Source organism: Filomicrobium insigne (assembly GCF_900104305.1).
In the GTDB taxonomy this organism is placed as follows: domain Bacteria; phylum Pseudomonadota; class Alphaproteobacteria; order Rhizobiales; family Hyphomicrobiaceae; genus Filomicrobium; species Filomicrobium insigne.
This window is the reverse complement of record NZ_FNJC01000003.1, coordinates 1-26,637: the sequence shown is the minus strand read 5'-3', so window position 1 is coordinate 26,637 and position 26,637 is coordinate 1. Positions and strand designations below refer to the sequence as shown.

The 26,637-nt window shown below is 57.1% G+C and carries 22 protein-coding genes; 10 read left to right on the top strand and 12 right to left on the bottom strand.

The features are described from left to right. Nucleotides 1-10: 10 nt before the first annotated feature. From BLS30_RS10270 to BLS30_RS10260, 3 genes are all read right to left on the bottom strand, one after another. Nucleotides 11-388, bottom strand: a complete 378-nt coding sequence (locus tag BLS30_RS10270) for a Rieske 2Fe-2S domain-containing protein (RefSeq protein ID WP_046479265.1) — start codon at nt 386-388, stop codon at nt 11-13. A gap of 113 nt (nt 389-501) precedes the next feature. Continuing rightward, complete coding sequence (locus BLS30_RS10265) at nt 502-993, bottom strand: aromatic-ring-hydroxylating dioxygenase subunit beta (protein ID WP_046479266.1); 492 nt, start codon at nt 991-993, stop codon at nt 502-504. A 186-nt stretch (nt 994-1,179) separates the two neighbouring features. Then, entirely contained in the window at nt 1,180-2,451 is a 1,272-nt protein-coding gene (locus BLS30_RS10260; protein WP_046479267.1) for an aromatic ring-hydroxylating oxygenase subunit alpha, read from the bottom strand. A gap of 778 nt (nt 2,452-3,229) precedes the next feature. Here BLS30_RS10260 and BLS30_RS10255 point away from each other — a divergent pair. The 8 genes from BLS30_RS10255 to BLS30_RS10220 all read left to right on the top strand — a co-directional run bounded on the left by BLS30_RS10255 (nt 3,230) and on the right by BLS30_RS10220 (nt 11,848). Further along, nucleotides 3,230-4,366: a type 2 periplasmic-binding domain-containing protein gene (locus BLS30_RS10255; protein WP_090228644.1), complete on the top strand. Its 1,137-nt coding sequence runs from the start codon at nt 3,230-3,232 to the stop codon at nt 4,364-4,366. 196 nt (nt 4,367-4,562) lie between these two features. Beyond that, nucleotides 4,563-5,450 carry an ABC transporter permease gene (locus tag BLS30_RS10250; RefSeq protein WP_046479269.1) on the top strand — a complete coding sequence of 296 codons (888 nt, stop codon included), beginning with the start codon at nt 4,563-4,565 and terminating at the stop codon, nt 5,448-5,450. Between the two features lie 35 nt (nt 5,451-5,485). Next, on the top strand, nt 5,486-6,367 hold the full coding sequence (locus tag BLS30_RS10245) for an ABC transporter ATP-binding protein (protein ID WP_090228642.1): 882 nt from the start codon (nt 5,486-5,488) through the stop codon (nt 6,365-6,367). 27 nt (nt 6,368-6,394) lie between these two features. Beyond that, nucleotides 6,395-7,261, top strand: coding sequence for an ABC transporter permease (locus tag BLS30_RS10240; RefSeq protein ID WP_046479270.1), 867 nt, complete (start codon nt 6,395-6,397; stop codon nt 7,259-7,261). Between the two features lie 49 nt (nt 7,262-7,310). After that, nucleotides 7,311-8,198 carry an ABC transporter ATP-binding protein gene (locus BLS30_RS10235; protein ID WP_046479271.1) on the top strand — a complete coding sequence of 296 codons (888 nt, stop codon included), beginning with the start codon at nt 7,311-7,313 and terminating at the stop codon, nt 8,196-8,198. A gap of 36 nt (nt 8,199-8,234) precedes the next feature. Then, nucleotides 8,235-8,441 (top strand): hypothetical protein, encoded by a 207-nt coding sequence (locus BLS30_RS10230; protein WP_046479272.1) that lies wholly within the window; start codon nt 8,235-8,237, stop codon nt 8,439-8,441. A 46-nt stretch (nt 8,442-8,487) separates the two neighbouring features. Next, nucleotides 8,488-9,219 carry an ABC transporter ATP-binding protein gene (locus BLS30_RS10225; RefSeq protein WP_052743866.1) on the top strand — a complete coding sequence of 244 codons (732 nt, stop codon included), beginning with the start codon at nt 8,488-8,490 and terminating at the stop codon, nt 9,217-9,219. 4 nt (nt 9,220-9,223) lie between these two features. After that, on the top strand, nt 9,224-11,848 hold the full coding sequence (locus BLS30_RS10220; RefSeq protein WP_090228636.1) for a Gldg family protein: 2,625 nt from the start codon (nt 9,224-9,226) through the stop codon (nt 11,846-11,848). A 119-nt stretch (nt 11,849-11,967) separates the two neighbouring features. Here BLS30_RS10220 and BLS30_RS10215 read toward each other — a convergent pair whose 3' ends face one another. The 5 genes from BLS30_RS10215 to BLS30_RS10195 all read right to left on the bottom strand — a co-directional run bounded on the left by BLS30_RS10215 (nt 11,968) and on the right by BLS30_RS10195 (nt 17,247). Further along, nucleotides 11,968-12,546 carry a c-type cytochrome gene (locus BLS30_RS10215; RefSeq protein ID WP_046479274.1) on the bottom strand — a complete coding sequence of 193 codons (579 nt, stop codon included), beginning with the start codon at nt 12,544-12,546 and terminating at the stop codon, nt 11,968-11,970. Between the two features lie 73 nt (nt 12,547-12,619). Beyond that, nucleotides 12,620-13,885 carry a sulfite dehydrogenase gene (soxC, locus tag BLS30_RS10210; protein WP_046480706.1) on the bottom strand — a complete coding sequence of 422 codons (1,266 nt, stop codon included), beginning with the start codon at nt 13,883-13,885 and terminating at the stop codon, nt 12,620-12,622. Between the two features lie 501 nt (nt 13,886-14,386). Further along, a complete protein-coding gene (gene panB / locus BLS30_RS10205) occupies nt 14,387-15,295 on the bottom strand; it encodes a 3-methyl-2-oxobutanoate hydroxymethyltransferase (RefSeq protein ID WP_052743865.1) in 909 nt (302 codons plus the stop codon). A gap of 182 nt (nt 15,296-15,477) precedes the next feature. Continuing rightward, nucleotides 15,478-16,473 carry an aminomethyltransferase family protein gene (locus BLS30_RS10200; RefSeq protein WP_090228633.1) on the bottom strand — a complete coding sequence of 332 codons (996 nt, stop codon included), beginning with the start codon at nt 16,471-16,473 and terminating at the stop codon, nt 15,478-15,480. 12 nt (nt 16,474-16,485) lie between these two features. Beyond that, nucleotides 16,486-17,247 (bottom strand): sulfite exporter TauE/SafE family protein, encoded by a 762-nt coding sequence (locus tag BLS30_RS10195; protein ID WP_046479276.1) that lies wholly within the window; start codon nt 17,245-17,247, stop codon nt 16,486-16,488. Between the two features lie 270 nt (nt 17,248-17,517). Between BLS30_RS10195 and BLS30_RS10190 the strand changes: the two genes are divergently transcribed. Continuing rightward, a complete protein-coding gene (locus BLS30_RS10190) occupies nt 17,518-18,594 on the top strand; it encodes a LysR family transcriptional regulator (protein WP_090228630.1) in 1,077 nt (358 codons plus the stop codon). Between the two features lie 130 nt (nt 18,595-18,724). Here BLS30_RS10190 and BLS30_RS10185 read toward each other — a convergent pair whose 3' ends face one another. The 4 genes from BLS30_RS10185 to BLS30_RS10170 form a co-directional block, all read right to left on the bottom strand. Further along, nucleotides 18,725-19,561: a hypothetical protein gene (locus BLS30_RS10185; RefSeq protein ID WP_046479277.1), complete on the bottom strand. Its 837-nt coding sequence runs from the start codon at nt 19,559-19,561 to the stop codon at nt 18,725-18,727. A gap of 61 nt (nt 19,562-19,622) precedes the next feature. Then, complete coding sequence (locus BLS30_RS10180) at nt 19,623-20,570, bottom strand: dimethyl sulfoxide reductase anchor subunit family protein (RefSeq protein ID WP_046479278.1); 948 nt, start codon at nt 20,568-20,570, stop codon at nt 19,623-19,625. An 89-nt stretch (nt 20,571-20,659) separates the two neighbouring features. Then, the gene (locus BLS30_RS10175) at nt 20,660-21,409 is read right to left on the bottom strand and encodes a 4Fe-4S dicluster domain-containing protein (RefSeq protein WP_046479279.1); all 750 of its coding nucleotides are present in this window, start codon (nt 21,407-21,409) and stop codon (nt 20,660-20,662) included. Continuing rightward, nucleotides 21,406-24,324, bottom strand: a complete 2,919-nt coding sequence (locus BLS30_RS10170; RefSeq protein WP_090228626.1) for a molybdopterin oxidoreductase family protein — start codon at nt 24,322-24,324, stop codon at nt 21,406-21,408. Before BLS30_RS10170 ends, BLS30_RS10175 begins: the two co-directional genes overlap by 4 nt. A 603-nt stretch (nt 24,325-24,927) precedes the next feature. Here BLS30_RS10170 and BLS30_RS10165 point away from each other — a divergent pair. Beyond that, a complete protein-coding gene (locus BLS30_RS10165) occupies nt 24,928-26,604 on the top strand; it encodes a formate--tetrahydrofolate ligase (RefSeq protein WP_046478303.1) in 1,677 nt (558 codons plus the stop codon). Nucleotides 26,605-26,637: the final 33 nt, after the last annotated feature.

The following is a 26,637-nucleotide window of genomic DNA, read 5'->3' as shown; positions in this document are numbered from 1 at the left end:
CCCGTTCGCGTTAGGCGTTCGTGAAGAAGGAGTCGTCGTCCATATCGTCTTCGTCGTCGAACTCATAGACGATCTCACCCTCGATGAAGGCATAGACGTCGCCGTTTTCTTCCTTGACGTCATAGGTCTTCAACGGCTTCTCAGTCTCGCTACCGTCCATCTCGAGCGTGCGCAAGTCCCACGCCCACAGGTGTTTGGTGCATGTAAGCACACAATTCGCGACGACACCGGACTCTTCCAGCGGTTCTTCCATGTGAGGGCAAATCGGCGGCATAACCCGGAACCCCTCTCCATAGTTGACGACGAGCACCGAGATGCCCTCAACCCACACCTTGTGACAGGTGTTTTTTGGTACGTCCGAAGCCGCACACACTTTGATCCAGCTCATAAGTTTTCCCTTTCGGACACGAGGCGCCTAACGGGCAGCTTTGTTCGCTGCCCGATACGGACGGTGTCATCCCAGAATAGTAGCTTTTTGCTCTAGGGCGTAGGATCGCGGCCTTAGATTGGCCAGTGCGAACCCTTATCGAGGCGGCGGTTGTCGATTTTGACTTCCCGCTTCACAAACTTGGCCTCACCGTTGTCCAGCTTAAACGTATCGTAGTACTTGCCGGTCAGGAACAGGCGGCTTTCACCGGCCTCGATATGCGAATTGAAGCCATCCAACACGTTCATATAGACGACAAACGAGCTAACCGCGGTCGCCTTATCATCTTCGACATCCACGGTGTAGACGGACGTGTGGCGACGCAACCAGGAATGGTCCGTATTGTGCTTCGGCAGATGGCTTACGAGGGTTTCCATCTCCTTCCGGCTGCCCTGCAGGTAGATCATGTCCTTATTGATTTCAGGGCTGAAGGCCGTGATGGCATAATGAAAGCTCTCGTCGCAAAGACCGAGCCAGTCGTTCCACTTCTCATCATCCAGCGCAACAGTCGCGCGATAGATCGTATCGCGCACTTTCGATGCGGCGTCTGCGCCGTTCTTATTCATTAGTGGTCCTCCCAAGAAGCCAAAGTGCCGACAGTCAATACCCGTATCCCGGGTGCGTAGAAGAGATCCGTCAATACGGGCGTAGATCTCTGCTGACTGTCATCTTTCAAAGTACGCTTGCGGTGATCAATACGGGCGGCCCAATGCCGGGCCGCCCGATGCAGGCGGGCACAAGCCCGCCTGGGATTACTCAGCCGCTGCTACTGCAGCGTCACCAGCAGCCCCGGCGCGCGGCGTGTAAGGCTGCGTCGGGTTCGTTGGCGAACGGTTGATCCAACGGCCCCACTCTTCGTAGTAGTGACGCATGCCGTTCTCGTCGTGGATCGTCTGGTTTTCCTGACGACCATGGAGAATGCGACGGGGCTCAGACTTTGGAGCCATCGTAGCGCCCTGACCAACAACACCAACAAGGTCTTCGTGCAGGTTACGACCGAACGGACCCCAGATGGAGTTGTGGTGGTTGATACGCGTCATGCGCTCTTCCGGCGTATCACGCTTCAAGCCAAGCCCACGGAACTCGATCAAAACCTGATTGGGACCCAAGGGCGTAACAGTGTCACAACGCAGCGCAGAACCGCGCAGGTTGAAGTTGAAGCCCGGGAACAAGTCGATCATGTACCACTGGTTCGGCGGCAGATGCGGGAACGACAGTTCCGCGCGGCTTTCGAACCCTTCGTAGTTCTCGTAGTTCACGGTGAACGTACCAACAACAACGTGACCGTTATCGAAGGCTTCGTTTTTGCGTGCGAAGTACGCATCGTTAAAGCCGGTCACGCGGTTATGGTAGTGCATGAAGTCGTGATAGAACTCGCTGTTGGTGTCATGCCACAGCTTGTAGTTCGTATTCACGATCGCCTTGTGATAGTGGAAAACCTCGAGCGGCTCGGCATCGAGCGTCTCGCGGAGGCATTCGAATGCGGGGCCAGCCCACTCTTCGAGCGACACCTTTGGGCTATCATCCAGGTTGACCCAGACAAAACCACCGAACTTAACTTCGCAACGAAGACGACGGAGACCGACGTTCTCTTTGCAAAGACGATCCTGATAACCTTCCTGCTCACGGGCGACGTATACGCAGTTGCCCTTCATGTCGAACTGCCATGCGTGGAACATGCAGGTCATGCGCTTGGGGTTACCGGACGGCTGCCCCTCGAGGAAGCTACCTGACGGGCGACGCTCAATCATCATGCCACGGTGCGGACAGACGTTCAGAAAGGCGCGAACTTCATTGTCGGCACCACGAACGATAATAATCGGCTCACGCGCGATGCTCGTCGTGCGGAAGTCGTAAGCATTTGGCAGCTCAGACTCGTGACAAACGGGCACCCAAATATGCTTAAAGAGCTTTTCGTTCTCTTCCTCGAAGATCTCCTGGTCCGAGTAGATCCGGCTATCAACCCACTCACCCTGTTGGAGCGGTGGTTCCGCGGTCCACTGACTGTGATTCCTTGCTGGCATCAGTTCCTCCTCAAGCGTCCGGATGTTAATTCCTGTCGCGCGGACGCATGTCGCAGACAAATCCTTCGGAAGGCCGACTATCGGCCGCCTCCGCCGCCGCTCCGTGTTTTCCAGTCTCCAAGTATCAATCACTGCAGACACTTGGCGGATACACGGCCGGTTCATGTCTATCTTAAATAACAAAGAAGAGTGGGAGTCGCCATATCGATGGGATTAAAAGTTCCTATCACATGATCGAACTTGCAAATCAGATATTAGCTGGTTCGCCGAGGGTAATTTGGGTTTGCAAAGCCCCGCAAACCGGGCTCATTCTACGGGCTCGCGCCTCCGCAGGGGCGAGCGACGGAAGGCTAATCATATTCGGCAATATGGATGTTGGCCCAACCTTGATAGGCTTGAGATATGAGGAGATCAAAACGAACAATTTTACAGGTCATGGTTTTACACGGCGCAATTGCACCACGTTGCGGGATTCACTTTGCGAGTTCTGATCAGGAATTGCTTTGCAGTGTCTCAGTGTCGTTAAGCACTCGTGCAGACACTGAAAACACGACCGAATAGAGGCGGTATTTATCGTTTAAAAACAATAAGATGGCCGCCGCGTTGAACTCAACCGCATCGTCGGGGATGCATAGAAGGGAGAACTGCACAGAAAGGCAAAAAAACAAACCGCCCAAAGCTGGGTGACGGGCAAAGCGCAAACCGCCGTCATCCGAAAAGTTGAATAAAAAAATAAAGAAGCTTTGGCGCTGTCACACAATGTTTCTGGAGGAAACGAATGAAATTGTTTGCGAAAAGCGTTACGTCAGCTGCCCTCGCGTCGGCAGCTATGCTGCTTGCGTCGGCCCCTAGCTCCGCCGATGTTCAGTTTGGCAAGGCCGGAGAACCGGTTAATCTCGTCGTAGGCTATCAGCCGTACTACACGGGTTCTTGGTCCGGTATTGTCGTCAACGGCAAAGAACTCTGGAAGAAATACTTACCTGAAGGCTCTACGGCTGATTTCCAAGTCGGTCTGCAGGGTGCGGTTATCGTGAACGCGATGACCGGTGAAAAGCAGCACATCGGGTATGTCGGCGATATGCCGGCGATCGCTGCCACATTCCGCAACCTTCCCAACCGTGGCGGCACCGATATCCGCATCGTCTCCACGCTGGGTACCTCGAAGCAACAGTGCAACATCTTTCTCGTCCGCAACGACGCCCCGGAATTCAAGTCCGGTACGGATGCGGTCAAGTGGATGGATGGCAAAACCATTTCCGCACCGTTCGGCGCCTGCACCGACCGTTTTGCCCGTCGCGCGTTCGACATTACGGGCATCAAACCAAAGCGGTACCTGAACCAGAGCATCGAGGTAATCACCACCAACTTCACAGCGAAAAAGCTTGATGCCGCCGCCATCTGGGAACCCACAGCCAGCAAGATCGAGCTGAAGGGTATCGCCCGCCGCGTGGCTTCGGGTGAAGATTTCGACATTGTCGACGGCGGCTTCATGGTCATGCTCAATGACCTGATCCAACAACGCCCTGACGTCGTTAAAGGTTGGCTCAATGCCGAGCTTGACGCGCAGCTCTTTCTTGCTGACCTCAACAATGCCGACGCCGTTTCGAAGATGGCAGAGCAGCAAACCGAGCAAATCGACCGTAAAATTTTGTGGGCTGCTCTTTACGGCGGCGCTGAGCCCCAGGTGGGTCAGACCAAGATTCGGCTCGATTTTGTTGCAACGGATCGCGTGAAAAAGCTTCTTGATGATGCGACTGCGTATCTGTACAGCCTGCCTCAAAAGCCCGCAGCCGAAGAGAAAATTCGGCCTGACGCCATGCAGTTCCAATTTGCCGAGGAACTGATGAAAGAGCGGGGGCTGTCGGCGCCTCTCGGTGAGGTCAAGACGCGCCCCATGTCGGACTTCAAGCAGTAAGCCGAAGCCGATTGTCGGAGCCTTTGCGGAGGCTCCGACCTAAAGTGGCCGGATTGGGTGAAAAAGACGTCGAAGACGCGCGACACTCAATCCGGCTCACAAACCACCCCTAAGACACAGAAAGAAACCGGGCCGCATTACGCCCCAAAAGCTCGACCTAAACGGCGAGTCCTAAAGCTGGAAAGTGCGCTTCACCATGGCTCAAGCAGCATCAAAATCAAAAAATACGCGGCGCACCGCCCCTCCCAAGGGGTTCGCGCTATTTCTTTACCGGCTGAAGAAATCTTTTTCTACTCCGACGCCGTACCTCACGATCGCCGGTGTCGGCCTGTGGATCTTCGTCTACTGGTTATTGTGCGAGGGACTACGCGTAGACCGCTTTGATAAGATCCCCGGTCCAGTCGCAGTCGCCCGCGACTGGTTCTCGCCCGAGCCCTTCCAGGGTATTTCCATCTTCACGGAAGCCTACTGGAATCACATCTATGTGAGCTGTCGGCGCATCGCGATCGCTTTCGCAATCGCCACCGGCGTAGGTGTTCCTCTGGGGCTCTTCATGGGCTGGTCTAAGAAGATCCGGGATTATATCTTCCCAATTCTTGAGACGCTCCGGCCAATTCCTATCCTTGCTTGGGTTCCATTGGCTATTCTCATGCTCCCAGGCTTTGAGGCACCCGTTATCTTCCTGGCAACGCTGGCTTCGCTCTTCGTTACCACGCTCAACACGATGCTTGGCGTGGAGTCGATCGACGAAGAGTATTTCCGCGCCGCCGGCTGCCTTGGTTCCAGCAACTGGGACATCTTCAAGAACGTCGTCGTTCCCGGAGCTCTGCCATTCATCTTTACGGGCCTTCAGATTTCAATCGGTGTGGCTTGGTTCTCGCTGGTTGCTGCTGAAATGGTCTCCGGTGATCACGGTCTCGGCTATCTCATCGTCGACTCCTACGTGAACAGCGTCACCATTCCGATGGTGATCGGCATGCTCACGCTAGGCCTCATCGGCTGGCTTACCTCCATCCTGGTACGCAGCCTGGGTAACTATCTCATGCAGTGGCACGTGCGCGAGCTCGCGCTTCAAGGTCGCTGATCGAAAACATAAAAGTCGAAAGGCACAGAAATCTCATGAACGTGTCCGCTCCATTTTCCGAAGCTGGAACGCCGCATAAGAAGCCTGAGCAAGCTTTGAAGGGCGCTATCAGCATCCGCAACGTTACCAAGATTTACGATCCCGAGGGCGTCAACGTGATGGCCGTTGACAATGCCTCCATGGAGATTGCAGGCGGTGAAGTCTGCATGATCGTCGGGCCGTCTGGTTGCGGGAAGACAACCCTACTCAACGCGATCGCCGGCTTCCACTCCATTACCTCCGGTGAAATCCGTCTGGATGGCGAACTTCTTTGCGGTCCAGGCAAGCCAAAAGCCAAACAGGGCGCAGATCGCATGGTCGTGTTCCAGCACGGTGCTCTGTTCCCATGGAAAACGCTGGCTGAAAACGTTGCCTACGGTCCTATCGTGCAGGGCGCGCTGTCCAAGTCCCTCGCGATGGAAAAGGCTCGACATATGCTTGCCGACGCTGGTCTCGGCGACGTTGGCAACAAGTATCCGGGCGAAGTGTCATCAGGTATGGCACGGCGTGCCGAAATCGTACGCGCATTGATCAACGATCCCAAAGTTCTGCTGCTCGATGAGCCGTACCGAGCGATGGACGCGCTGACGAAATCTATCATGCACGAGTCACTGCTCGAGACCTATGACCGCACGAAGGTGACGATCTTCTTCATTACCCACGACCTCGAAGAAGCAATTTTCCTTGGCGACAAGGTGCATATCGTCACGACACGTCCGTGCCAATTGAAGAAGACGGTTAACGTCGACATTCCACGGCCACGTTCCTACGCCGTGCAATCCTCCGAGCAATTCCGGGTGCTCATGGAAGAAGTCAACGAAGCCGTCCACGAAGAAGCAATCAAAGCGTTCGAAGCCGGCGAACGCGAGCTTGCGTAACTAAGAGCGGGGAGTCGAAACAAAGTCATGACTGATGTCGCACAATCCAGCTCAGGCGCCTACGCATTGCCGCGTCGCCGCTCGAAGCTGGAGAAACTTATCCAAAATGTTTCTTTCTGGCGCGGTGTCACCGCCGTCATCGTGTTCCTGTGTGTCTGGGAAGTTGGGTCCCGGATGGACGAATGGCTCGGTGAAGCATGGACCGTTCCTTTTGTCGGTCTCATCCCTCCACCAACGGATGTCGCAGTTGCCTGGCTCGAGGTTCTACCGAAGGCTGGTTACTGGAACAGCTGGTATGAAAGCTTCCGGCGCGTTTTGTCGGGCTTCTTGGTGGCTATGGCCCTCGGTATTCCGTTCGGCCTGCTTCTTGCCGTGAACAAGTACTTCCGCGACTTGTTCTTCCCACCCTTTGAGATCCTTCGTCCAATTCCGCCGCTGGCGTGGGTTCCCGCTTCTCTGATCTTCTGGCCCACCAACGAAATGTCGATCGCATTCGTTACGTTCCTTGGTGCGTTCTTTACGATCGTGATCAACGTGCTTGGTGGCGCAAGATCTATCGATGTTCGCTACCTGCGCGCCGCGCAGTCCATGGGCGCATCGCAGTGGCACCTGTTCTCGCGGATCGTCCTGCCCGCTACGCTGCCTTCGATCTTCACCGGTGCTGCAGTCGGCATGGGTATTACGTGGGAAGTCGTTCTTGCGGCCGAGATGATCTCGGGCGGTGGTACGCAGGGTGGCGGCGGCCTCGGGTTCTTCATCTGGAACTCGTACATGGGCGGCTCGCTTACGCAGATCGTCGTCGGCATGATCTCGATCGGTATTGCGGGCTTCCTGTCATCATCCGCGATCCGTGCGCTCGGAGACTGGTTCATGCCCTGGAAACGGATGTTCTGACCTCGTGTCCATAATTCGTGACCGAGTGTTCAAGAAAAGGTAGCAAAAAATGCAACAAGAGAACTCCAAAGGAGCAGCCGCCGCGTCCAAGGACTATGCCATTGGTAAGTCCAAGGTCGAGTTGCGGAACGTTTCCAAGTCCTACGGTGAAGAGTGGGACGAGCAGACCGTTATCGAGGACATTAGCTTTGAGCTAACGCCGGGCGACCTCACCGTTGTGGTGGGGCCGTCAGGTTGCGGCAAGTCCACGTTGGTCAATCTCATCGCCGGTTTCGAACGGCCAGACAGCGGTGAGATTCTACTGGACGGCAAGCGCGTAACGGGACCTGGCAAAGACCGCATGGTCGTTTTCCAGGAAACGGCTTTGATGCCGTGGCAGACCACGTACGAAAACGTTGTATTTGGTCCCAAGCTGCGCGGAGACATGCGGGGCAAGGAACTTAAAGACGAAGCCGAACGCCTGCTGGCGAAGGTTGGTCTTTATGAGTTCATGCACAAGTATCCCCTTCAGCTTTCGGGCGGCATGCAACGCCGTGCAGAACTTGCACGCGCGCTGATCAACAAGCCAAGCATCCTGATCATGGACGAACCGTTCCGTGGTCTGGACGCCATGTCTCGTGGTCTGATGCAGGAATTCTTCTTGCGGTTGTTTGAAGAAAACCACCGTACGAACTTGTTCGTGACTTCAGAAATCGATGAAGCGATCTTCCTCGCAGACCGTCTGGTTATTCTGTCCAACCGGCCAGCGCAGGTCCGCAAGGTGATCGACATCCGGTTGCCGCGCCCACGTCACTACTCGATGCTCAACTCGCAAGAAGCTTATGACTATAAACGCGAGGCTATGAGCATCCTGCATGACGAGGCGATGCGCAGCTTCTCGTCGACGGGTGTGTCTTCGGACTTCACCGAGAACTACACTGCACAGCCGAATGCCTAGTCGGATCGGTAGAAGAAGTTACGGAAGTAGAAACACGTGCTAGAGTTTCTAGCTCTGATAACGCAGCGCCCGGTGGTCATCGCATTGGCGATCACCGGTGCGCTTCTCGTTACGGCCGGCAGCTATATGGCGAAGCCGGACGAACCCACAAAAGCATCACGCTCCTTGACGGTGGTGGGATACGTCCTCACTGTGCTTAGCGTGGTGTTTTTCATAATCGCGGGCTTCATGTCCGATCAGTGATATCTCGCCCGCGATTACTGCTGATGCAGAGGATACGTACTCCTATATGCAGATCGAGGCCCGGGGACTTTGTAAGAGCTTCGCTGCGCATGATGTTGTCAAGGACGTCAGCTTCAGCGCGGAACCGGGAGCGGTAATAGGCTTTTTGGGCCCTAACGGTGCAGGTAAGTCGACCACCATGCGACTTCTCACCGGATGCTTGGCGGCCGACCGCGGGACCGCAAGCATTGGCGGCTATGACATTGATCGCAATCCGCTCGAAGCACGCGCATGTCTCGGCTATCTTCCCGAAGCCGCCAACGGATTTACCAGCCTCACAATCTTAGAGTTTCTCATTTTCGCTGCTGAAGCTCGCGGTTTTCATGGAAAGCCGTGTCGGGACGCCATCTCCCGAGTCGTGGATATGATCGGGCTTGGGCCCGCGCTCGGACAGACACTCGGCCAGCTCTCCAAAGGATGGCGACAACGCGCCTGGCTGGGGCAAGCGCTCATACACGATCCACCGGTGTTGATCCTCGATGAACCGACAGATGGCCTGGATCCCTTGCAGAAGACGCACCTGCGCAAATTGCTCGCGGAACTCAGCTCACGTAAAACCATCCTGATGTCGACACATATTCTCGAAGAGGCCGAAGAGTTGTGTGATCATTTGATCCTCCTCGCTGAGGGACGCGTCGTTGCCGATACCCGAAAAGCCGACGTGGTCGATGCGTCCGGCCGGCTTGCGCCCGCGTTCTTACGCCTGACGCAACCCGGCGCCGCGCACGCTGTGCCGTGATGCCATGACGAGTGCAAGCTTACCCTCCGAGAGCAGGCCGACCTCGAAGTCCGGACGCTGGATCAGCGATGTCTTCGCGGTGTACCGCAATGAATGGCGGCAGTTCATCTATGCCCCTGTGACAGCGATCTTTCAGGTCGGTTTTCTAATCGCGCTCAACGCCTGTATCTTTCTGATCGCCAACTTCTATGCAACGGACGTTGCGAGTATTGCCCTGCAATGGACGTTCTTGCCGTGGGTTGCGCTCGTCTTCGTCCCCGCGCTCGCCATGCGCGCCTTTACCGATGACCCGGGCGATCGCGCTCTGGAATTGACGCTCAGCATGCCGTTGGCACGCTCGGCTATCATCGTGGGCAAATGGGCAGCAGGCCTCAGTGTGCTGTGCGTCTCGCTTCTCTGCACGTTTCCATTCGTCCTCACGATCGCCTATCTCGGTGATCCGGAATGGGGCGTCGTTGCTGCAGGCTATTTCGGGGCACTCGGCCTTCTGGCGGTCTATTTTGCGGTCGCCCTCTTCGCGGCTGCTCTCGTTCGAGAGCCAGTCAGCGCCTATGTTGTTGGGCTCGGGTTTCTTGTACTGCTATCCCTCTTTGGTTGGGACGTTTTCGGCAGATTGCTGAGTGGCACCTTTGCTGAGCCCTTATCCGCTCTCTTAGTGTTCCTGAGTCCGAAACACTGGCTGGATCGTATGGCGGCCGGGCGGATAGAGCTCGCCGCCGTTCTTTACTTCGTCCTCACAACGGGGCTTGCGTTATTGGCAACGACGCTAGCGATGGCTCGTCGCCGTCTCGCCGGAAAAGCTAAATTTGTTCGGGCGGGCCGTGACACTGCGACTGTCGTACTTCTCGCAGGGGCTGCTGCCGTCGTCATTGCCGTAACATTGCGCCTACCGACTACTCTCGACCTAACGGATGCCCGCGAGTTCACGTTGCACGATGAGACGCGTGCCATAGCCCGCAACACGCCTGAAGGCATTGCCGTCGACTTCTATTGGAGCGAAGGGCAAGCAAGCGTTCCGGCAAGCATTCGCCTCCACGCGGATCGCGTCGAACGGATTTTGTTCCAGTTGGCGTCCCTGTCCGACGGACACATTACAATCCGAACCCATGACGTAAGTCCCGATAGCGACGCCGAGGAAACGGCGCTCGCGGCCGGGGTGCGGAGGGTGCCCATGTCATCGGGCGACAACTTCTTTTTAGGCGCTGTATTTCACCGTGGAGATCGGCAGGGCGTGATCTCGTATTTCGACGAGCAGCGCAGCGAACTTCTTGAGTATGATGTCGCGTTGGCTATCGACAACCTCTCTCGCGACAGGACACCACGCATCGGCATCATCTCGCCTGCGTTGACCCCGAGCAATGCAACCGAACCGCGGCCGGGCCTGGCATTCCTGGAGGACGTGAAACGCCAATATGATGTGGCGATTATCCCGCATTTCTCAGACACGCTTCCTGAGGATCTCGATGCGTTGATCGTCATGGACGCGACGATACTCAAATCGGACCTGCTCTATCAGATCGACCAGCATGTGATGGCGGGCAAGGGGCTGATCGTGATGATCGACCCACATGCGAGATTTAACAGCGGGAATGCCGCAGTGGTCCCGCAGCCATCAGAAGTGATCAACGACATTTCGGATTTACTTCTGACGTATGGTGCCCGCTTTCTCGGTGAGGGCATCGTTGGCGACTCTCAGCTGGCCTCGCCTGTGGTCGGCAAAGATCAGCAGCAACTGAATTATCCGTTCTGGCTCCGCGTTCCGAGATCGCGCGTTTCATCCGCTCATCCCGTCACTGCGAGCCTCAATGATCTCTTATTCGGGGAAGCCGGCTCATTCGAGCTCACAGGCCGCGACAACGCCGTCGCCTTAATTACGACGACCGAAGATTCCGGGACGCTGCCCAGAGAGGATTTCAAGAATGGCGATCCCGCTAGATTGGAAGCGCAGTTCAAACCCGACGGGAAGCCACGCGTTATCGCGGTGGCTCTAGGTGGCCCGTTCAAGAGCGCGTTCGGCGCCACTGGGGGAGACGGCAAAGACTCCAAGCACCATCGTGCTGAAACCAATGCGGCAAGCGTGTTTGCCATTAGTGATGCAGACTGGCTATACGACCCAATGGCCCTGCAAAACGTTACTGTCGGCGATCGGAACTTGAGCCGTCCTCTGAACGACAACGTTACGTTTCTGCTTAACATGATCGAGCATGCAGCAGGAAATCCTCGGCTGATCGGGATCCGCTCACGGGGCCGTCTTGCTCGGCCGTTCACACGTGTCGCTGAAATGCTGCGCGACGCCAGCGCACGATATCAGGAAGAGGAGCGCAAGCTCATCACGCGCATCGCGCGGGTGGAAGGTGATATTCGCAAAGTTCTCGAACTTGCCAGTGCTTCGCGCACCGAGCAACTACCTGACGAGATTCGCGCGCGTGTGAATCAACTCAGTCAGGCGTTGTTGCCATACCGGCGTGATCTACGACGCATCCGCGCAAGCATGCGTGATGACGTCGAGCGGTTGGGTCAGAAAATTACGGTGCTCAATCTGGCTGCCGGGCCACTACTCGTGGCGCTGTTCGCGGGCTTGATGTGGTCGCGGCGGCGGCGCCCAACCTTATTTTCCGGGAAGACGTGAGCCGGTAAGGCTCAAGTTGCTCTAGACATCAAAGGGCTGCGCTTACCGGCAGGCGCGGCGCAGCCCCCAGGACCCTTTAGCGCTGTCTTCCCCCCGATCAGACAGCGCACATCAGGGCCTTAGCGATAGTGCCTCACGTCCGGACGCGGATCTGGAATGAAGCCGTCCTTATTAGGCATCTCGACCTTGGGCAAGGTCTCCGCATTCATCACTTCATCCTCTTTTATGATGTTGGCGCGGTTGAGGATGTAAGCGGTGACAGAGTAGATCTCTTCGTCCGTGAGCGACCCTGGCTCATTGAATGGCATTGCCCGCTTGACGTAGTCGAACACCGTGGACGCATAGGGCCAGTAGCTTTCGATCGTCTTGACGGGTTTTGCCGTATTCAGCGTGCCTCGACCGCCGATCAATTTATCGCCGCCGGCCTCCTTGATGCCCTCGAGGTTTTCCCCGTGGCAGGCGGCGCACTTTTCGGCGAAGACTTCCTTGCCTTTGGCGACTGTTCCTGAACCCTCCGGCAAGCCGCGACCGTCCGGCATTGCGTCGATATCGATCTTCGCAATTTCCTCTTTTGTCGGCGTCGTGCCGAAGCCCAACTCATCGGCCCTGGCGTCGTTCCCCAATGCACTCACGGCAACGATCGACACGCCCGCAAGAAGTGCCAAGAAGACTTGTGGTGTGCTGCGTTTTTTCAGCATATGAAGTTCTCCCTGACCGCTTTTCCGCACAGGAAATCCCGCACGAAAAGCAGTCCTTTAATCCTTGCAGTTGTCAGACCTGATGTGCCGCGTTCGTTACCGAACCATCGGCGCCGATGGCCCACGCCATGATGCCGTTGAGGTGGTAGACCGAGTTCAGTCCCCGCACAGCGGTGATGTCGGCGATCGTCGGCTGGACGTATCCCGTCTCATCACTGCAACGGCATGCGATGAGCGCCGGCTTGCCGTCCCACACCCACGGGAAGCGGAAGCGCGTATGGCAAATAGGCAGGACTGGACCTTGCAGCGAAGCCAGATTCCATGTTTTGCCGCCGTCCACCGTGACCTCGACATCGCGGATCGCGCCGCGTCCCGACCAAGCAAGTCCAGTGATCTCGTAGAAGCCCGGTCCTGGCAGCTTCATATCGCCGGACGGGAACGTGATTACAGACTTCGCTTCCATCGTCATGGAAAACTGACGCGCTTTGCCGTCAGCGAGAAGGTCCGTGTACTTGGACGTTTCTTCACGTGTCATGAAGGGCTTGTCGCTGATTTCCAAGCGGCGGAGCCACTTAATGTGTGTGTTGCCTTCGTAACCAGGAAGGAGAAGACGGAGCGGATAGCCCTGTTCGGGGCGTAGGGCCTCACCGTTCTGCCCATATGCGATGATGGCGTCAGACCACGCCTTGTCCATTGGGACACTGCGCGTCATGACGGCAGCGTCGGCGCCTTCCGCGAGAATCCACGCGGCCCCATCTTTAATGCCGACCTCACTCAAGATTGTCGACAGAGGTACGCCGGTCCACTCAGATGTACTGGTCAGGCCGTGCGTGCCTTGCACGGTTTTGAGCGTCGGCTGCTTGAATTCGGTGAGGCCGTTACCCGAGCACTCGATGAACATGGTCCGCGAAACCGACGGGAACCGCTTTAGGTCCGCCATGGTGTACTTTTTCGGCTTGTCGCACATGCCATGGACAATGAGGCTGTGGTTAGCCGGATTGATTGTCGGGATACCGCCGTGATGGCGTTCAAAGTGCAGACCCGATGGGGTGATAATCCCCAAGCCGCTGGCCAGCGGTGTCATCGTCCAAGACGATTCCTTTGTCGCAGTGCCAAAGCGCCAGCGTGCCTCTGTTTCAAACTGTGATCGAGTGCCGTATCCTCCGTCGTCGTTGGTCAAACGACCTTGCACTTTCGTGGGATCTTCGGGAACAGGGAACTCAATAGCGCCTGCAGGAGCTTCAGCTCGGGCCAATTGGGGCAACGTGCCGGCCGCTGCAGCCGCGGCGGCAGTCGCCAGGAAAAACGAGCGTCTGGTCGGCTGCGGGTTTGGGAACATCCCCTCTTTACATTCGCAGTCTTCGAGTTCCGCCCTTTGCGCTTCTAGCGCCCGCTTTTCCGCTTCGATCATGCCTTCGATCTGACGGCGCGTTCCATCGTCGACATCCCAATCGGAAATGTCGGGATAGTTGAGTTCTGTTGTCATGCGATTTCCTCCAGAAAACGTTTTTTGTACCGTTCACCCGGATTGACGGTCGGGTCGGGTCTTTTTTTTGGGGCTCGCTATGAATCCGCGTAGCCAAGCCTACAACTTCGAGAGACAAGTTGCGCTTTAGGACCTTTGCGTTCGCGGTTGGCTTCTCTCCTTGCTTTTGACACTGTGCCCGCGACTAAGCGCCTCAGCTTATTCTGGCAAAATACTGCACACTAATAAATGATCGTTATGTACCAAGAGCCTTTGCCTATCGAATACTCCAAAAAGACGCCCGGCGGTTGAGGCCGGGCGCTCAAGTTTCTCAAACAATCTGCAGAGCGTGATCGAGTGAGGAAAGGCGTTTTTTTAGCCGGCTTTCTTTGCGCCTGACTTGATTTCTTCGAGCTTGCGCTCCCACTTCATTTCGCGAGCGAAGGTCTCGAGCTCTTCCGGTGCCATGTGAATGGTCTCTGCCGGGCCCGGATAATCACGTTCGACAACGTCCTTCATGTAACGCGTGATGACGTCTTCCATGATCGGGATGAGGTCGGTGTAGATGCGCGAGTGCTTCGGAACGTGTTCTTCCCACAGATGGAAGAGGTCCGAAGAAATGATGTGGACGCCGTCAGCGCGGTTGCCGGCACCGAGGCTGATCACGGGGATCGGCAGGGTTTCAGCGAGGTATTCGGCGACTTCGTGCGTCGTCACTTCGCAGAGGAGCGAGAAGCAACCGGCATCGTACATGGCTTTCGCGTCGTCGATGAGTTCCTTAGCGCGCTTTGCGGTTTTACCCTGAGCGATGAAGCCACCAAGCTGAGGCATACGCATCGGCGTGATGCCGATGTGGCCCTGAACCGGGACACCAGCGTTGACGATCGCTTCGATATTCGCAGCGTGGTGACGGTTACCTTCGCACTTCATGACTTCGGCATTCGCCTCGTGAACGAAGCGGCCTGCGTTCTCGATCGCCTGCTCCTTGGAGACGTGGAAGCTCCAGTAGGGCATGTCGACCATGCGAAGACCGTACTTCGAACCACGGTCGATCGCCTGCGACATCATCATAACTTCGTCGAAGCTCACCGAGACCGTGCTCTGGTGACCGAACAGGATCATGCCGCCGGTGTCTGAAACGCACAGGATGTCCATCCCGAGACGGTCAGCCACAACTGCCGTGCGGTAGTCGTAGGCGGCGAGCTGGGTAATTGGCTCACCCCTCTTCTTTTTTGCCATCAGCGTATTGATGGTCACTTTTTTGCGTGCTGGCTTATCCGCCATGGCGTCTCTCCGTTCGGAATTCTTCAATGGTTTTTTTTCGAGCGAGGTAGCTTGCCGTGGACGGTCTGCCGGCAAAGAACTCCTCTGCCCCTAAAGGGCGTCTTCTGGCCCCCAATAGTCAAATCCGCAGAACCTATCATGGGTTTGCCAAAACCTATGAGCGTGGCCGCAACTGATGATTTTCAACGCCATGGCGCTCGTGGACGAAGTTTTTGGGGGTCATAATAGGGCCGCTCTATCCGCCGAATTTCGTGAAATACGCCATTCTCGTCTCGCAAAGAGGCCCCCTCGTCGGTCGTGCACGCATATCCCAACCCGAGAATCGCACCCACTAAAGGACTCCAGCATGCCGAGGTCACAGTGATTTCTCCTGGGCGTTGGGGTCTCCTCACTTCGGCGTGTGGTTGCCAGAGAACAGGTCTTGTGTCGGCCTCGGCCGTAAAGGCCACCAATGATATGGGAACGTTTTCCCGCACCTCAGCCTCACCTGAGAATGTGGCAAGTCCCAATTCGTGAGCTTTTACGGGCAGGCTTAGTTCGTTGGCGAATAAGATGAATCCGGCCTCTATGCGCAAAATATCAGCGGCTGCAAAGCCGGCAGGGGGCACACGCTTCGTCAGTGCGTTCCATAACTCTGTGGCGCTCTGCTTCGGCGCAATGATCTCGAAGCCAGCTTCCCCGGTATAGCCCAGGCGCCCGACGAGGCATGGCACCCCTATGACGTGGACCTCAGTACAGCCAAAGTAGGGAAGCTCGGCGAGCGCCGCTCTATCAGCAAACTCGCTGAGTACGTCCAGGCTATTGGGCCCCTGAAGGGCGTAGATAACGCACGCGTCGCTGAGATCCGTGGCTGCTGGGGCCAATGCGAGCAGATTGGCGATATCCTGATGCCGACCGCTCATCACCTCGAATGTGTCGGTCCCGACGCGCCATATGGTGAGATCGACTGCAACGTGTCCCGACGATGTCTGGCGCAGGCAGTAACGCAACCGACCGACGGACAAATCGGATAAATTGCGCTGCGTCAGTGTCTGTACTGCAGCGAGCGCATACGGTCCGGCGACTCGGACTCGGGACATGAACGAGAAGTCAAAAACTGCCGCGCTCTTTCGGCATACGGCAGCTTCCCCAATAATGTCACCATAGTCTCGGGCCAAATCTGTGAGACTGAAACTCATCTCACGGCCTTCTCAGCTTGTGAAGGCAAGGGCGAGTTTTATCAGGATCATTCCGCCAACAACTACGAGAAGCGCGGACACGAAGGCCTTCAGCGTTGCGCGCGGCAACACATGAGCCAACTTGGCGCCAGACCACGTGCCGAAGACGATACCGAAACCCAAGATTGATCCAAGCAGGGGATCAAGTGTCCCCGCCACAATATTTCCGCTGGTCGCGAGGACGGCGATCGGCAACTGAATAGCCTGAGCCAATCCGATGGCTGCAAGCACCGGCATCTGCATCCACACTAATATCGGAATTAGTACGAGGGGGCCGCCGGTTCCCGTCAAAGCAGAGGTAAAGCCCGTGACTGCGCCGATATTCGCGAGAATGGGCTTAGAGATAATTCCGCCATCGGCGGGCTCTGCCGCCGACTGGATTAAGAGCGCGTGTACTCCTGACGCGGCCGTCAACGTTCCTACGACGAACTCAATAATCGATGCCGGAATAGCGTTTGCAGCCAATGCTCCGATGAAGGCGGCAGGCATAGCACCCGCCCACATCCAGGCGGTCATATCCCAACGGATGGAATTACTCCGGGCGAAGACAAGCGTTCCCACTGCTCCGGACAGCAGAAAAGCAAACATGGCGGCCGCTATCGCCACATGAATGGGTACGTTCGCCAAGTATACGAGTGCCGGAACGACGATAACGCCGCCGATTCCGACGCAACCTATCAATAGTCCTGCCCCCATGCCGAGACCGGCAAAGAGTAGCAATTGCGCGAATTCCATGCGTTTGGCCCCCTGATGACCAAATCCAGGTCATCGCTTGCTCAACACATGGACATTCAATGAGGCAAGCGACGCAGGCCATAATCGCTGACGCACAAAAATGCGCCATAGGGTTGGCGTTCGAAAATACCAAACCAATAATAGATGACACCAATAATTGATGAAACTTATTGAACTAGAACTTTTATGAGCATGTTACTATTATTATTCCAAAGCCCATGTCAGAGCCATGACAGGGTATAGGTCTGGAAACCCTCAGGAAGTGCACCGATGTTCCTACGCCAGTTCAAATATCTCGTAGCGGTCGTTGAAGAGAAACACTTCGGTCGAGCAGCGAAACGTTGCAACGTTACCCAACCGAGCCTCTCGAGCGGCATCAAGCAATTTGAGCTGGAAATCGGTGTGCCGATATTCTTGCGCGGCCGTGGTCAGCGCTTCCATGGTCTGACACCCGATGGTGAACGGATCGCCAAATGGGCACGCCTCATCCTCTCGCATTGCGAAGCGATGCGCGACGAGATCAAGGAACGCCAGGACGACCTGCACGGCTCATTGCGGATGGGCGCTATGCCCTCGATGTCTCCTGTTCTTCCTGTCCTTCTGGAAAAAGTGCGCGAGCGCTATCCGAATGTCCGCATCGACGTCCACTTCATGGGCAACGAAGCGATGAAGCTCGGACTTGATAACTTCAATCTTGATTGCGCGCTGACGTACATCGACCAGGCAGATCTTGGTCGCCGCAATGTTATTCCGATCTATTCCGAAAAGCTTAGCCTGTTGGTTCCGGACACAGCCGAGTTTGAGGGCCGTACTCAGATCACTTGGAAAGAAGCGGCAGAACTTCCTCTCGCGATGCTTCGCTCTAGCATGCATGAGCGCCGGTTTGTCGACAGCATCTTCGAACAGGTTGGCTGTGACGTCGTTCCAAAGGTTGAATCCGAATCCATTCTTCACCTGATGTTCCAGGTTCAATGCACGGAACTCTCGACGATCATTCCGGCACACTTCAAACGCATGCCCGGCCTGCATGCCGGCACGAAGGCGCTCGATCTCGTCGAGCCCGTGATGAGCCAGGAGGTCGGGCTGTTCTGGGCTGAAGGCGAAATCATTATGCCGATGGCCAGCGCGCTGGTCTCGATCGTGAAGAAGCTAAACAAGTCTGGCGAACTTCGCAGGCTGCTCGGCGACGACGAGAAATCCCAGGGCTCAAGAAAATCAAAGACGACTGTCCAGGCACAGACCCCCTGTGCGATCAACGCCGCACGTGTGCCAGTCTCCAATGGCGACACTGAAGAGCAGCAGCGCGTCGCCCGCCATCTGCGCCTAGGCGATCATGATATCCTGTGAGTTTATAGAACGTGCCACCGACACCTCGGGGGCACGTTTTTTCTGGTTCTCGTATTCAGCAAAAAAATCGGGGCAGCTTGGTTTCCAAGCCGCCCCGTTTTCAGTTCTAAATATCGACCTTTTTTACATCTTAGTGCGCATGTGGTTTGCGCTGTGCGGCGATCGATTTCTGCAAGAAGGCGACCACTTCCTCCGGCGACATGTTGTCGGAGATGATACGGCGCGCCATCAAAATGTAATTCGCGTTGAAGTTTCCGCTGGAAGCCTGCTCTTCCGTCCCAACGAAGAAATATGGCTCTGGCCTAGATGTGTTGCTGATCGCCATGCCGACTCTCAGAAGTCGTCCACCGGAGGCTTGGATCGGCATTTCAATGCCGATCTGGAAGCTGTTCGGCCAGCATTTGATTGCGGGCGGCTGTGCCGTCGACGTGCCTGCAATCGAAATGGTTCCATCCTCGGCATGCTTGCTGGCAAGCTGGGATAGGATCTGGCCTGCGTTCGTGTACCAGTTATTCAGGACCGCTAGCTCTTCCTGGTAGGATTCAGGAGCGAACTCTTCATTGTCACCCGACATGAGGTTTTCAGGCGTATAAGGGAGGTTCTTGGAGAACCGGTCGCGGTCCAGGCCGCGATGGAGAAGTTCAACCAAAGCCCACGCTTCCACATGCGCCGGAGAGCGATCCTCGAAGTAGAGGACGTGCGGAACAAGCTTGTCGCCTTCCCGGAACTGCATCTCCATATGGGGCAGACGCAATTCCACACGGTACTTGTCCTCGAAGGCTTTCGTGGAGAAAGCACCGTGTTCGGTATCCCATATCAATTCGACCTGCCGGTTGCCGTTTTCCGGCGCCCGAAAGCTGTTCGCGAAACGGGCAAGCCAATGAATGCCATTGTGTGCTTGGCGCCGGGCCTCATTCAGCTTTCGGCTATCTATTGTTTCAATCGTTTTCCACGCGACCGCGGTCATTTTATTTCCTCCGGAAATTTCGCCGGTTGTTTAGCAACGAGGTTCTTATCGCCTGACGAAATTACGCTTTATCCGCACCGTAGAACAGCATCACAGCGTGATCCGCCTCGGCGAAAAATAGCCAACGTTCAACGAGCAAGCCCGCACCGGCGCTGACAGCCGCAGTAAGAGCGACCGGCAAGGCTACCAGCGTGGACAGCATGGGAAGCAGAAGCAGACAAATCGGCGGCACCAGAAAGATCAGGTAGGTTGCCACAGTGCGCAGCTTCTTTGCGTGCTTGCGGGCCACATGGTACCCCATCTCGCGCATGACGAAGTTCGGACGCGAGTGCGGCGCTTCAATCATTCCAACCTTGCCGAACCGACCGAGGCCCGTTGCAGACTCTACGGTCAGTGAACGCTTGGCGCCATCTACGGTTTGCCACCACATGGTCTTGAGAATGAAGGCTACAACGACCAGCGCCACTGCGAGACCCGCCGTCCACCACGTCACTCCGGTTGAGGCCGCGAGGATGACATGGAAAAGAACGCCGCCGCTGGCGAGGGCCAAGCCGACATAAACCGGTGCAGTCCAAGGCTGGTGCCACGAGCGAATGGGGGGCAGCGATGCGTAAATCATCCCCGTTGCCCAGACCGTGCAGAGCGACAAGATCACTGTGCCGATCGCGAAAACCACCACGATGCCGGACAGGTTCTCAAAAAATACCCACGAAATCCCGAGCAGGCCAGCCGGAGCATACGTTGCGACGGCGAGCACGCCTTCGCGCGATAGCCATGACGAGCGCCATTGCGAAAACGCCCGCCAAGAACGCTCAGGACGTCCAAGGTGGAAGGTTGATGACAGCAGGCCGGCCGTAATCAGCGCCAGCGCCAAACCGAGGCCTGCGAAGCCGATACCCCAGTGGGGTGGGACGACACCAAGGGTGCCAGCAATCGCCATCCAGATGAGCAGGCCGTAGCCCGCTCCGGATGCGGTCGTGAAGAAGATCACCGAATAAGCAGGATGCATGGTCTTGTTTGTCTCGTTGTCTCGTTGGGGCGCGGTTCCCGCCCAGTGCTTGGCTTATCCATTTGCCTGCGGCCTACCGCAGACGGTGATTACCGTGACAGCATCTGATCTGCCCAGGCGAAGAGGCGTTCGGTCACACTGCCGTCAGTCTTTGCAGGCGGTGGTGCCGTATAAGACTGTGTGGAAGTGGCCGAGTTCCGCTTCGGCCGAGGCGGGAGATACTTGTTGACCGGCTTGTAGTTCATCTCTGGCAGGAGATCGTAACCACCGCGTTCGGCAACGAGTTGCGACACATCACTGTTGGGATCGCCGAGATCACCAAAGTGGCGCGCCCCGGTTGGGCAGGCGCGGACGCATGCCGGGATCCGATCCTCTTCGGCCAAGTGTTCGTTATAAATACGGTCAACGCACAGCGTGCATTTCTTCATGACGCCGTGGGCATAGTCGTATTCACGTGCGCCGTACGGGCAAGCCCACGAGCACAGCTTACAGCCGATGCATGTGTCCGGATTGACGAGGACGATGCCGTCCTCGTCGCGCTTATAAGACGCGCCGGTTGGGCAGACCGTGACGCATGCCGGCGTTTCACAATGCAGGCACGAGCGCGGAAAGTGTACCGTCCGGCCTTCAGCACCGTCGTCGACCTCATAGGCATGGATACGATTGAGCCAAGCGCCATGGGGATCGGCACCGTAAGGGTCCTGATCGGACAACGGGGCCGAGTAGCCGCCTGTATTCCATTCCTTGCAGCTCGTGGCGCAGGCCTGACAGCCAACGCACGTATCAAGGTCGATGACGAGACCAAGCTTCCGCTCGGTGGTCTCGGGTAGCATGGTCATGAGTTGTTCCCCCTGAACTCAACTCCGAATGTAGAAACCTCAGCGACCTCGCGCTTCAGAGGGCTCTTGAGCGGCTCGAAACGCGGGCTGGTTTGTTGTTCTTCTCTTTCTAGCGCGCGCTCGATCCTGATCCTGAGATCGTACCAGGCGGCCTGCCCAGTGATCGGGTCCGAGTTGGAGAAGCGGTAGCCACCAGCTCGCTCGGGCAACAATTCCGAGATCAGGTGGTTCAACAGGAAGCCGTGGGTAGCTTCAGGTGCATCGTTATCCAGGCCCCACGCGCCGGAACGCTTGCCGATGGCATTCCAGGTCCAGACAGTGTCGGGATTGACACCATCCATTAGTCGGACCTGAGCTTTCACACGGCCCATAGCGCCGTGAATCCAGACCCAGTCATCGTCCTTAACGCCCAGGGCTTCTGCGCGGCCCCGATGCACATAGAGACGGTTCTGCGCCGTGATCTGCCGAAGCCACGCGTTCTGCGATCCCCACGAGTGATACATATGCATCGGCCGTTGCGTGACCGCGTACATCGGGAACTCATCGGTATCGAGAACCGCTCCTTCGAAGGGCGCGTACCAGAAAGGAATCGGATCAAAGAACGCCTCGATCCTCTTCCGGTGAGAATCCGGTGGCTGGATTTCGCCGTGACCACGCGCGGCCAAGCGGAACTTCTGCAAAGGCTCGACGTACAGCTGGAAGATGATCGGATCAGCCGAGCCGATGAAGCCAACTTCCTTCGCCCACTCCAGGTAGTCCTTGTTAGCGTGCTTGAAGTAGCGCTGCTCGGGCTTCAAGTGGTGCATGTAGAAGCAGCCGTTCTTGATGTACTCATCGAGCTGGTTGGGGTTCGGTGCCCCCTTGCCGTACTGATCGCCATTGTTGCCACGGAAGCCTGCCAACGGGCCGACGCCCGGGCCGCGCTCGTGGTTGACGATATAATCAGAGTATCCGCCAGGATACTTCGGCGAACCATCATCGTTGACGAAGCCCGGCAACCGCAAGCGTGCACCAAGATCGATCAAAACGGTCTGGAACGGACGGACATCGCGGTCCGGCTCGACAACCGGCTGACGGATTGAGTCGGCAGGTCCATCAGGATCGGAAACCGGACGGTCCAGAATCGAGATGCAGTCCCAGCGCTCGAGATAGGTTGTATCCGGCAGAATAAGATCGGCGTAGGGCACCATCTCCGAGTAGTAGGCGTCGGAATAGATGATCTTCGGGATCTTATATTCGCCGGTATTCTCGTCTTTCGCCGTCAAATGCTTCAACACGCCTGGAACGTTCATCGTTGAGTTCCAGCTCATGTTGGCCATGTACATGAACAGCACGTCGACCGGGTATGGATCGCCCATCGCGGCGTTGGTGATGACCATGTGCATGAGGCCGTGAGCCGCAATCGGCGCGTCCCACGAATAGGCTTTATCGATGCGTTCCGGACCATTTTCCGGGCTAAGCAACAGGTCTTCTGGGCCTGTCACGAAGCCAAGCGGCGCACCATTAAGCGGCGTGTTCGGCTTAACGGTTCCGTGCTTGCCTGCCGGCTTGTTGTGCGGCGGGGTCGGACGCGGATATGGGGGCTTGTAACGGAAGCCACCTGGGCAGTCGATAGAGCCGATAAGGATCTGCAGCATGTGGATCATTCTGCAGGTCTGGAAGCCGTTGGAGTGCGCCGAAATTCCGCGCATCGCATGCATCGAGACTGGCCGCCCGATCATCTTGTCGTGGCGACGCCCAGCCCAATCGGTCCAAGCAACGTCGAGCGTGATTTCCTGCTCGAATGCCACTTCGGCGATCTCCGCGGCGATTCGACGAATCGTATCCGCCGGTACGCCGCAGGCTTTTTCGGCTGCTTCCGGAGAATAGGACGGAGACAGGAAGCGCTCTGCGATGGGTTGGAATGACGGACGTGCCTTGCGACCGTCAGGCAGAGTGAACTCGCCTGCCAAAGCCGGAACAACGTCGGCCTGAGTGGCATCCGCCAACTGGTTTGTTTTCTTGTCGAAGCACAGCGGCTTTCCAGCTTCGTCGCGCGCAAACAAACCATCGTCAGCGTCGCCAGGCGAATTGATGACCAGCCAGGGTGCATTAGTGTAGCGCACGAGGTAGCCGACATCGATCTTTTCGGTGCGCAGAAGTTCGTGGATCAAGCCACCGACAAACATGCCGTCGGTGCCGGGCTTCACGCCGATCCATTCATCCGCGATTGCCTGGTAGCCAGTGCGAATCGGGTTGACCGATACGACCTTGGCGCCGCGCCCCTTGAGCTTTCCAAGCCCCGCCTTGATCGGATTGGAGGCGTGGTCTTCGGCAACGCCGAAGAGAACAAAATACTTCGTGAGGTCCCAGTCGGGATCGCCGAACTCCCAAAACGATCCGCCGAACGTGTAGAGACCTGCTGCAGCCATGTTAACGGAGCAAAAGCCGCCGTGCGCCGCGAAATTGGGTGTTCCGAATTGCTGTGCGAACCACCCTGTCAGGGCCTGCGACTGGTCGCGACCGGTGAAGAACGCGAGCTTTTTGGGGTCCTTATGACGAACGTCACCGAGCCAGCGCGTTGCCAGACCCAGCGCTTCTTCCCAGCTGATTTCCTTGAATTCACCTGAGCCGCGCGGACCAACCCGCAGCAGTGGCGCCTGCAGGCGCGCAGGTGAATAATGCTGCATAATGCCGGCAGACCCTTTGCCGCACAAAATGCCTTTGTTCACGGGATGGTCGCGGTTGCCCTCGATATACCGGACCTTGCCGTCCTTCAGGTAAACCTTAATTCCGCACCGACACGCGCACATGTAACAGGTCGTGGTCTTGATCTCGTCAGCCGGATTTGCCGACAGGTCAATCTTGACTCCGTTCCCGTTAGATCCATTCGAACCCACGATCTTTGCTCCACCCTTTGCGCCGTGTTGGACCATTGACCCAGGATTAAGGTCCGGCCACAGGCTCAGATTTGTCGTTTTGTATCGCCCGCTGCAACGGGGCACCGCAGGCTGCCGCTCGCTCCGCTTAGCCGTGAGCTGAGCATTACCAGCACCTGAATACACTATAGCAGCACCTGAATACACTATAGCAGCACCCGTCGACACCTTAAACCGTGGAGGTGAGCGAGGCGCAATGTAAAGTCATTTTGGTCTATCGATAGATTGATCAAGTTTACAGCTTGCGAGCCCAAGTGTCGGCAGGCCGACATGAAATTTGTCGCAGTGACACTCAAGAATCGCTGAAACGACAATTGTTTCGACGCAGCAAAATCAAACATATTGATTTCGTCTACAAACCTATCCAATCAAACAATCCCGCCAACGTTTCTCTCTGTGCTATCGACTGCATCGTGAGGCCAAATAAACGTCGGCGTCTGCCCGATCACGGCCTCTTGAGGGTGATCAGAGCGAGCGCCGTTAAATTCCATGACTTTAGTCGTGTGGATACGGATCCCCTCGCGCCAGGATCGAGATCAAAAAACCGGGGTAGGGACCCTTTAACAAAAAAAGCCGCTAGGCGGCGGAGGAAGACAACGCATGACCGTCAAGTCAGACATTGAGATCGCACGCGAAGCCAAGATGAAGCCGATCTCTCAGGTGGGCGAGAAGATCGCGGTGCCGGGTGACGCGCTGCTCAACTACGGACCTTACAAGGCGAAGATCTCGGCCGAGTTCATCAACAGCGTCAAAGATCGCCCCGATGGCAAGCTCATTCTGGTGACTGCGATTTCGCCAACGCCGGCTGGCGAAGGCAAGACGACGACGACGGTCGGTCTGGGCGATGGTCTGAACCGCATCGGCAAGAAGGCGATGAGCTGCCTGCGCGAACCCTCACTCGGGCCCTGCTTCGGCGTGAAGGGTGGCGCGGCCGGCGGCGGCTATGCCCAGGTCGTGCCGATGGAAGACATCAACCTGCATTTCACCGGCGACTTCCACGCCATCACGTCGGCGAACAACCTGCTCGCCGCGATGATCGACAACCACATCTACTGGGGCAACAAGCTCGGCCTTGACGAGCGCCGCATCACCTGGCGCCGCGTCATCGACATGAACGACCGGGCGCTGCGCTCGATCGTCAACTCGCTCGGTGGCGTTTCCAACGGCTTCCCGCGTCAGGACGGCTTCGACATCACGGTGGCCTCGGAAGTGATGGCGATCCTGTGCCTTGCCAGCGACCTCAAAGATCTGCAGCGCCGCCTCGGCAACATCGTCGTCGGCTATACGCGCGACAAGAAGGCGGTGCTGGCGCGGGATCTGAAGGCGGACGGCGCTATGACCGTGCTGCTCAAGGACGCGCTGATGCCGAACCTGGTGCAGACCTTAGAGAACAACCCCGTGTTCATCCACGGCGGTCCGTTCGCCAACATCGCGCACGGCTGCAACTCGGTGCTGGCCACCAAGACGGCCTTGAAGCTCGCCGACTATGTCGTGACCGAAGCCGGCTTCGGCGCGGACCTCGGCGCTGAGAAGTTCCTCGACATCAAGTGCCGCATGGCCGGTCTGAAGCCGGATGCCGCCGTCATCGTGACGACGGTGCGCGCCATGAAGATGCATGGCGGCGTCGCCAAGAACGATCTCAAGGGCGAGAACGTCGCGGCGGTCGCGAAGGGTTGCGAGAACCTCAAGCGTCACATCGAAAACATGCGCAAGTTCGGTCTGCCGCCGGTGGTTGCCATCAACCAGTTCATCACGGACACGGATGCGGAAATCGATGCGGTCCGGGAAGCGGCTGAATCGGTCGGCGCCAAGGCGTTCCTGTGCTCGCACTGGGCAAACGGCGGCGCCGGTATCGAGGACCTGGCCCGCTACGTCGCGGAGCTGGCGGATTCGGGCCAGGCGGACTTCAAGCCGCTTTACCCCGACGACATGCCGCTGTGGGACAAGATGAACACCATCGCCACGGAAATTTACCGGGCTTCGGGCATTACCGCCTCGGCGTCGGTCAAGGCGCAGTTCAAGGATCTGCAGGACGCCGGTTACGGCCATCTGCCGATCTGCGTGGCCAAGACCCAGTACTCGTTCTCGACCGATCCCAACCTGCGCGGTGCGCCAACGGGCCACGAAGTGCCCGTGCGTGAAGTGATCCTGGCGGCGGGTGCGGAATTCATCGTCGCGGTCGCGGGTGACATCATGCGCATGCCCGGCCTGCCGAGCGTGCCCTCAGCGGAAGCCATCCGCCTCAATGATCAGGGCCATATCGAGAACCTGAGCTAACCCAAAGCCGGGGAGGGGCGCAGCAGCGCCTCT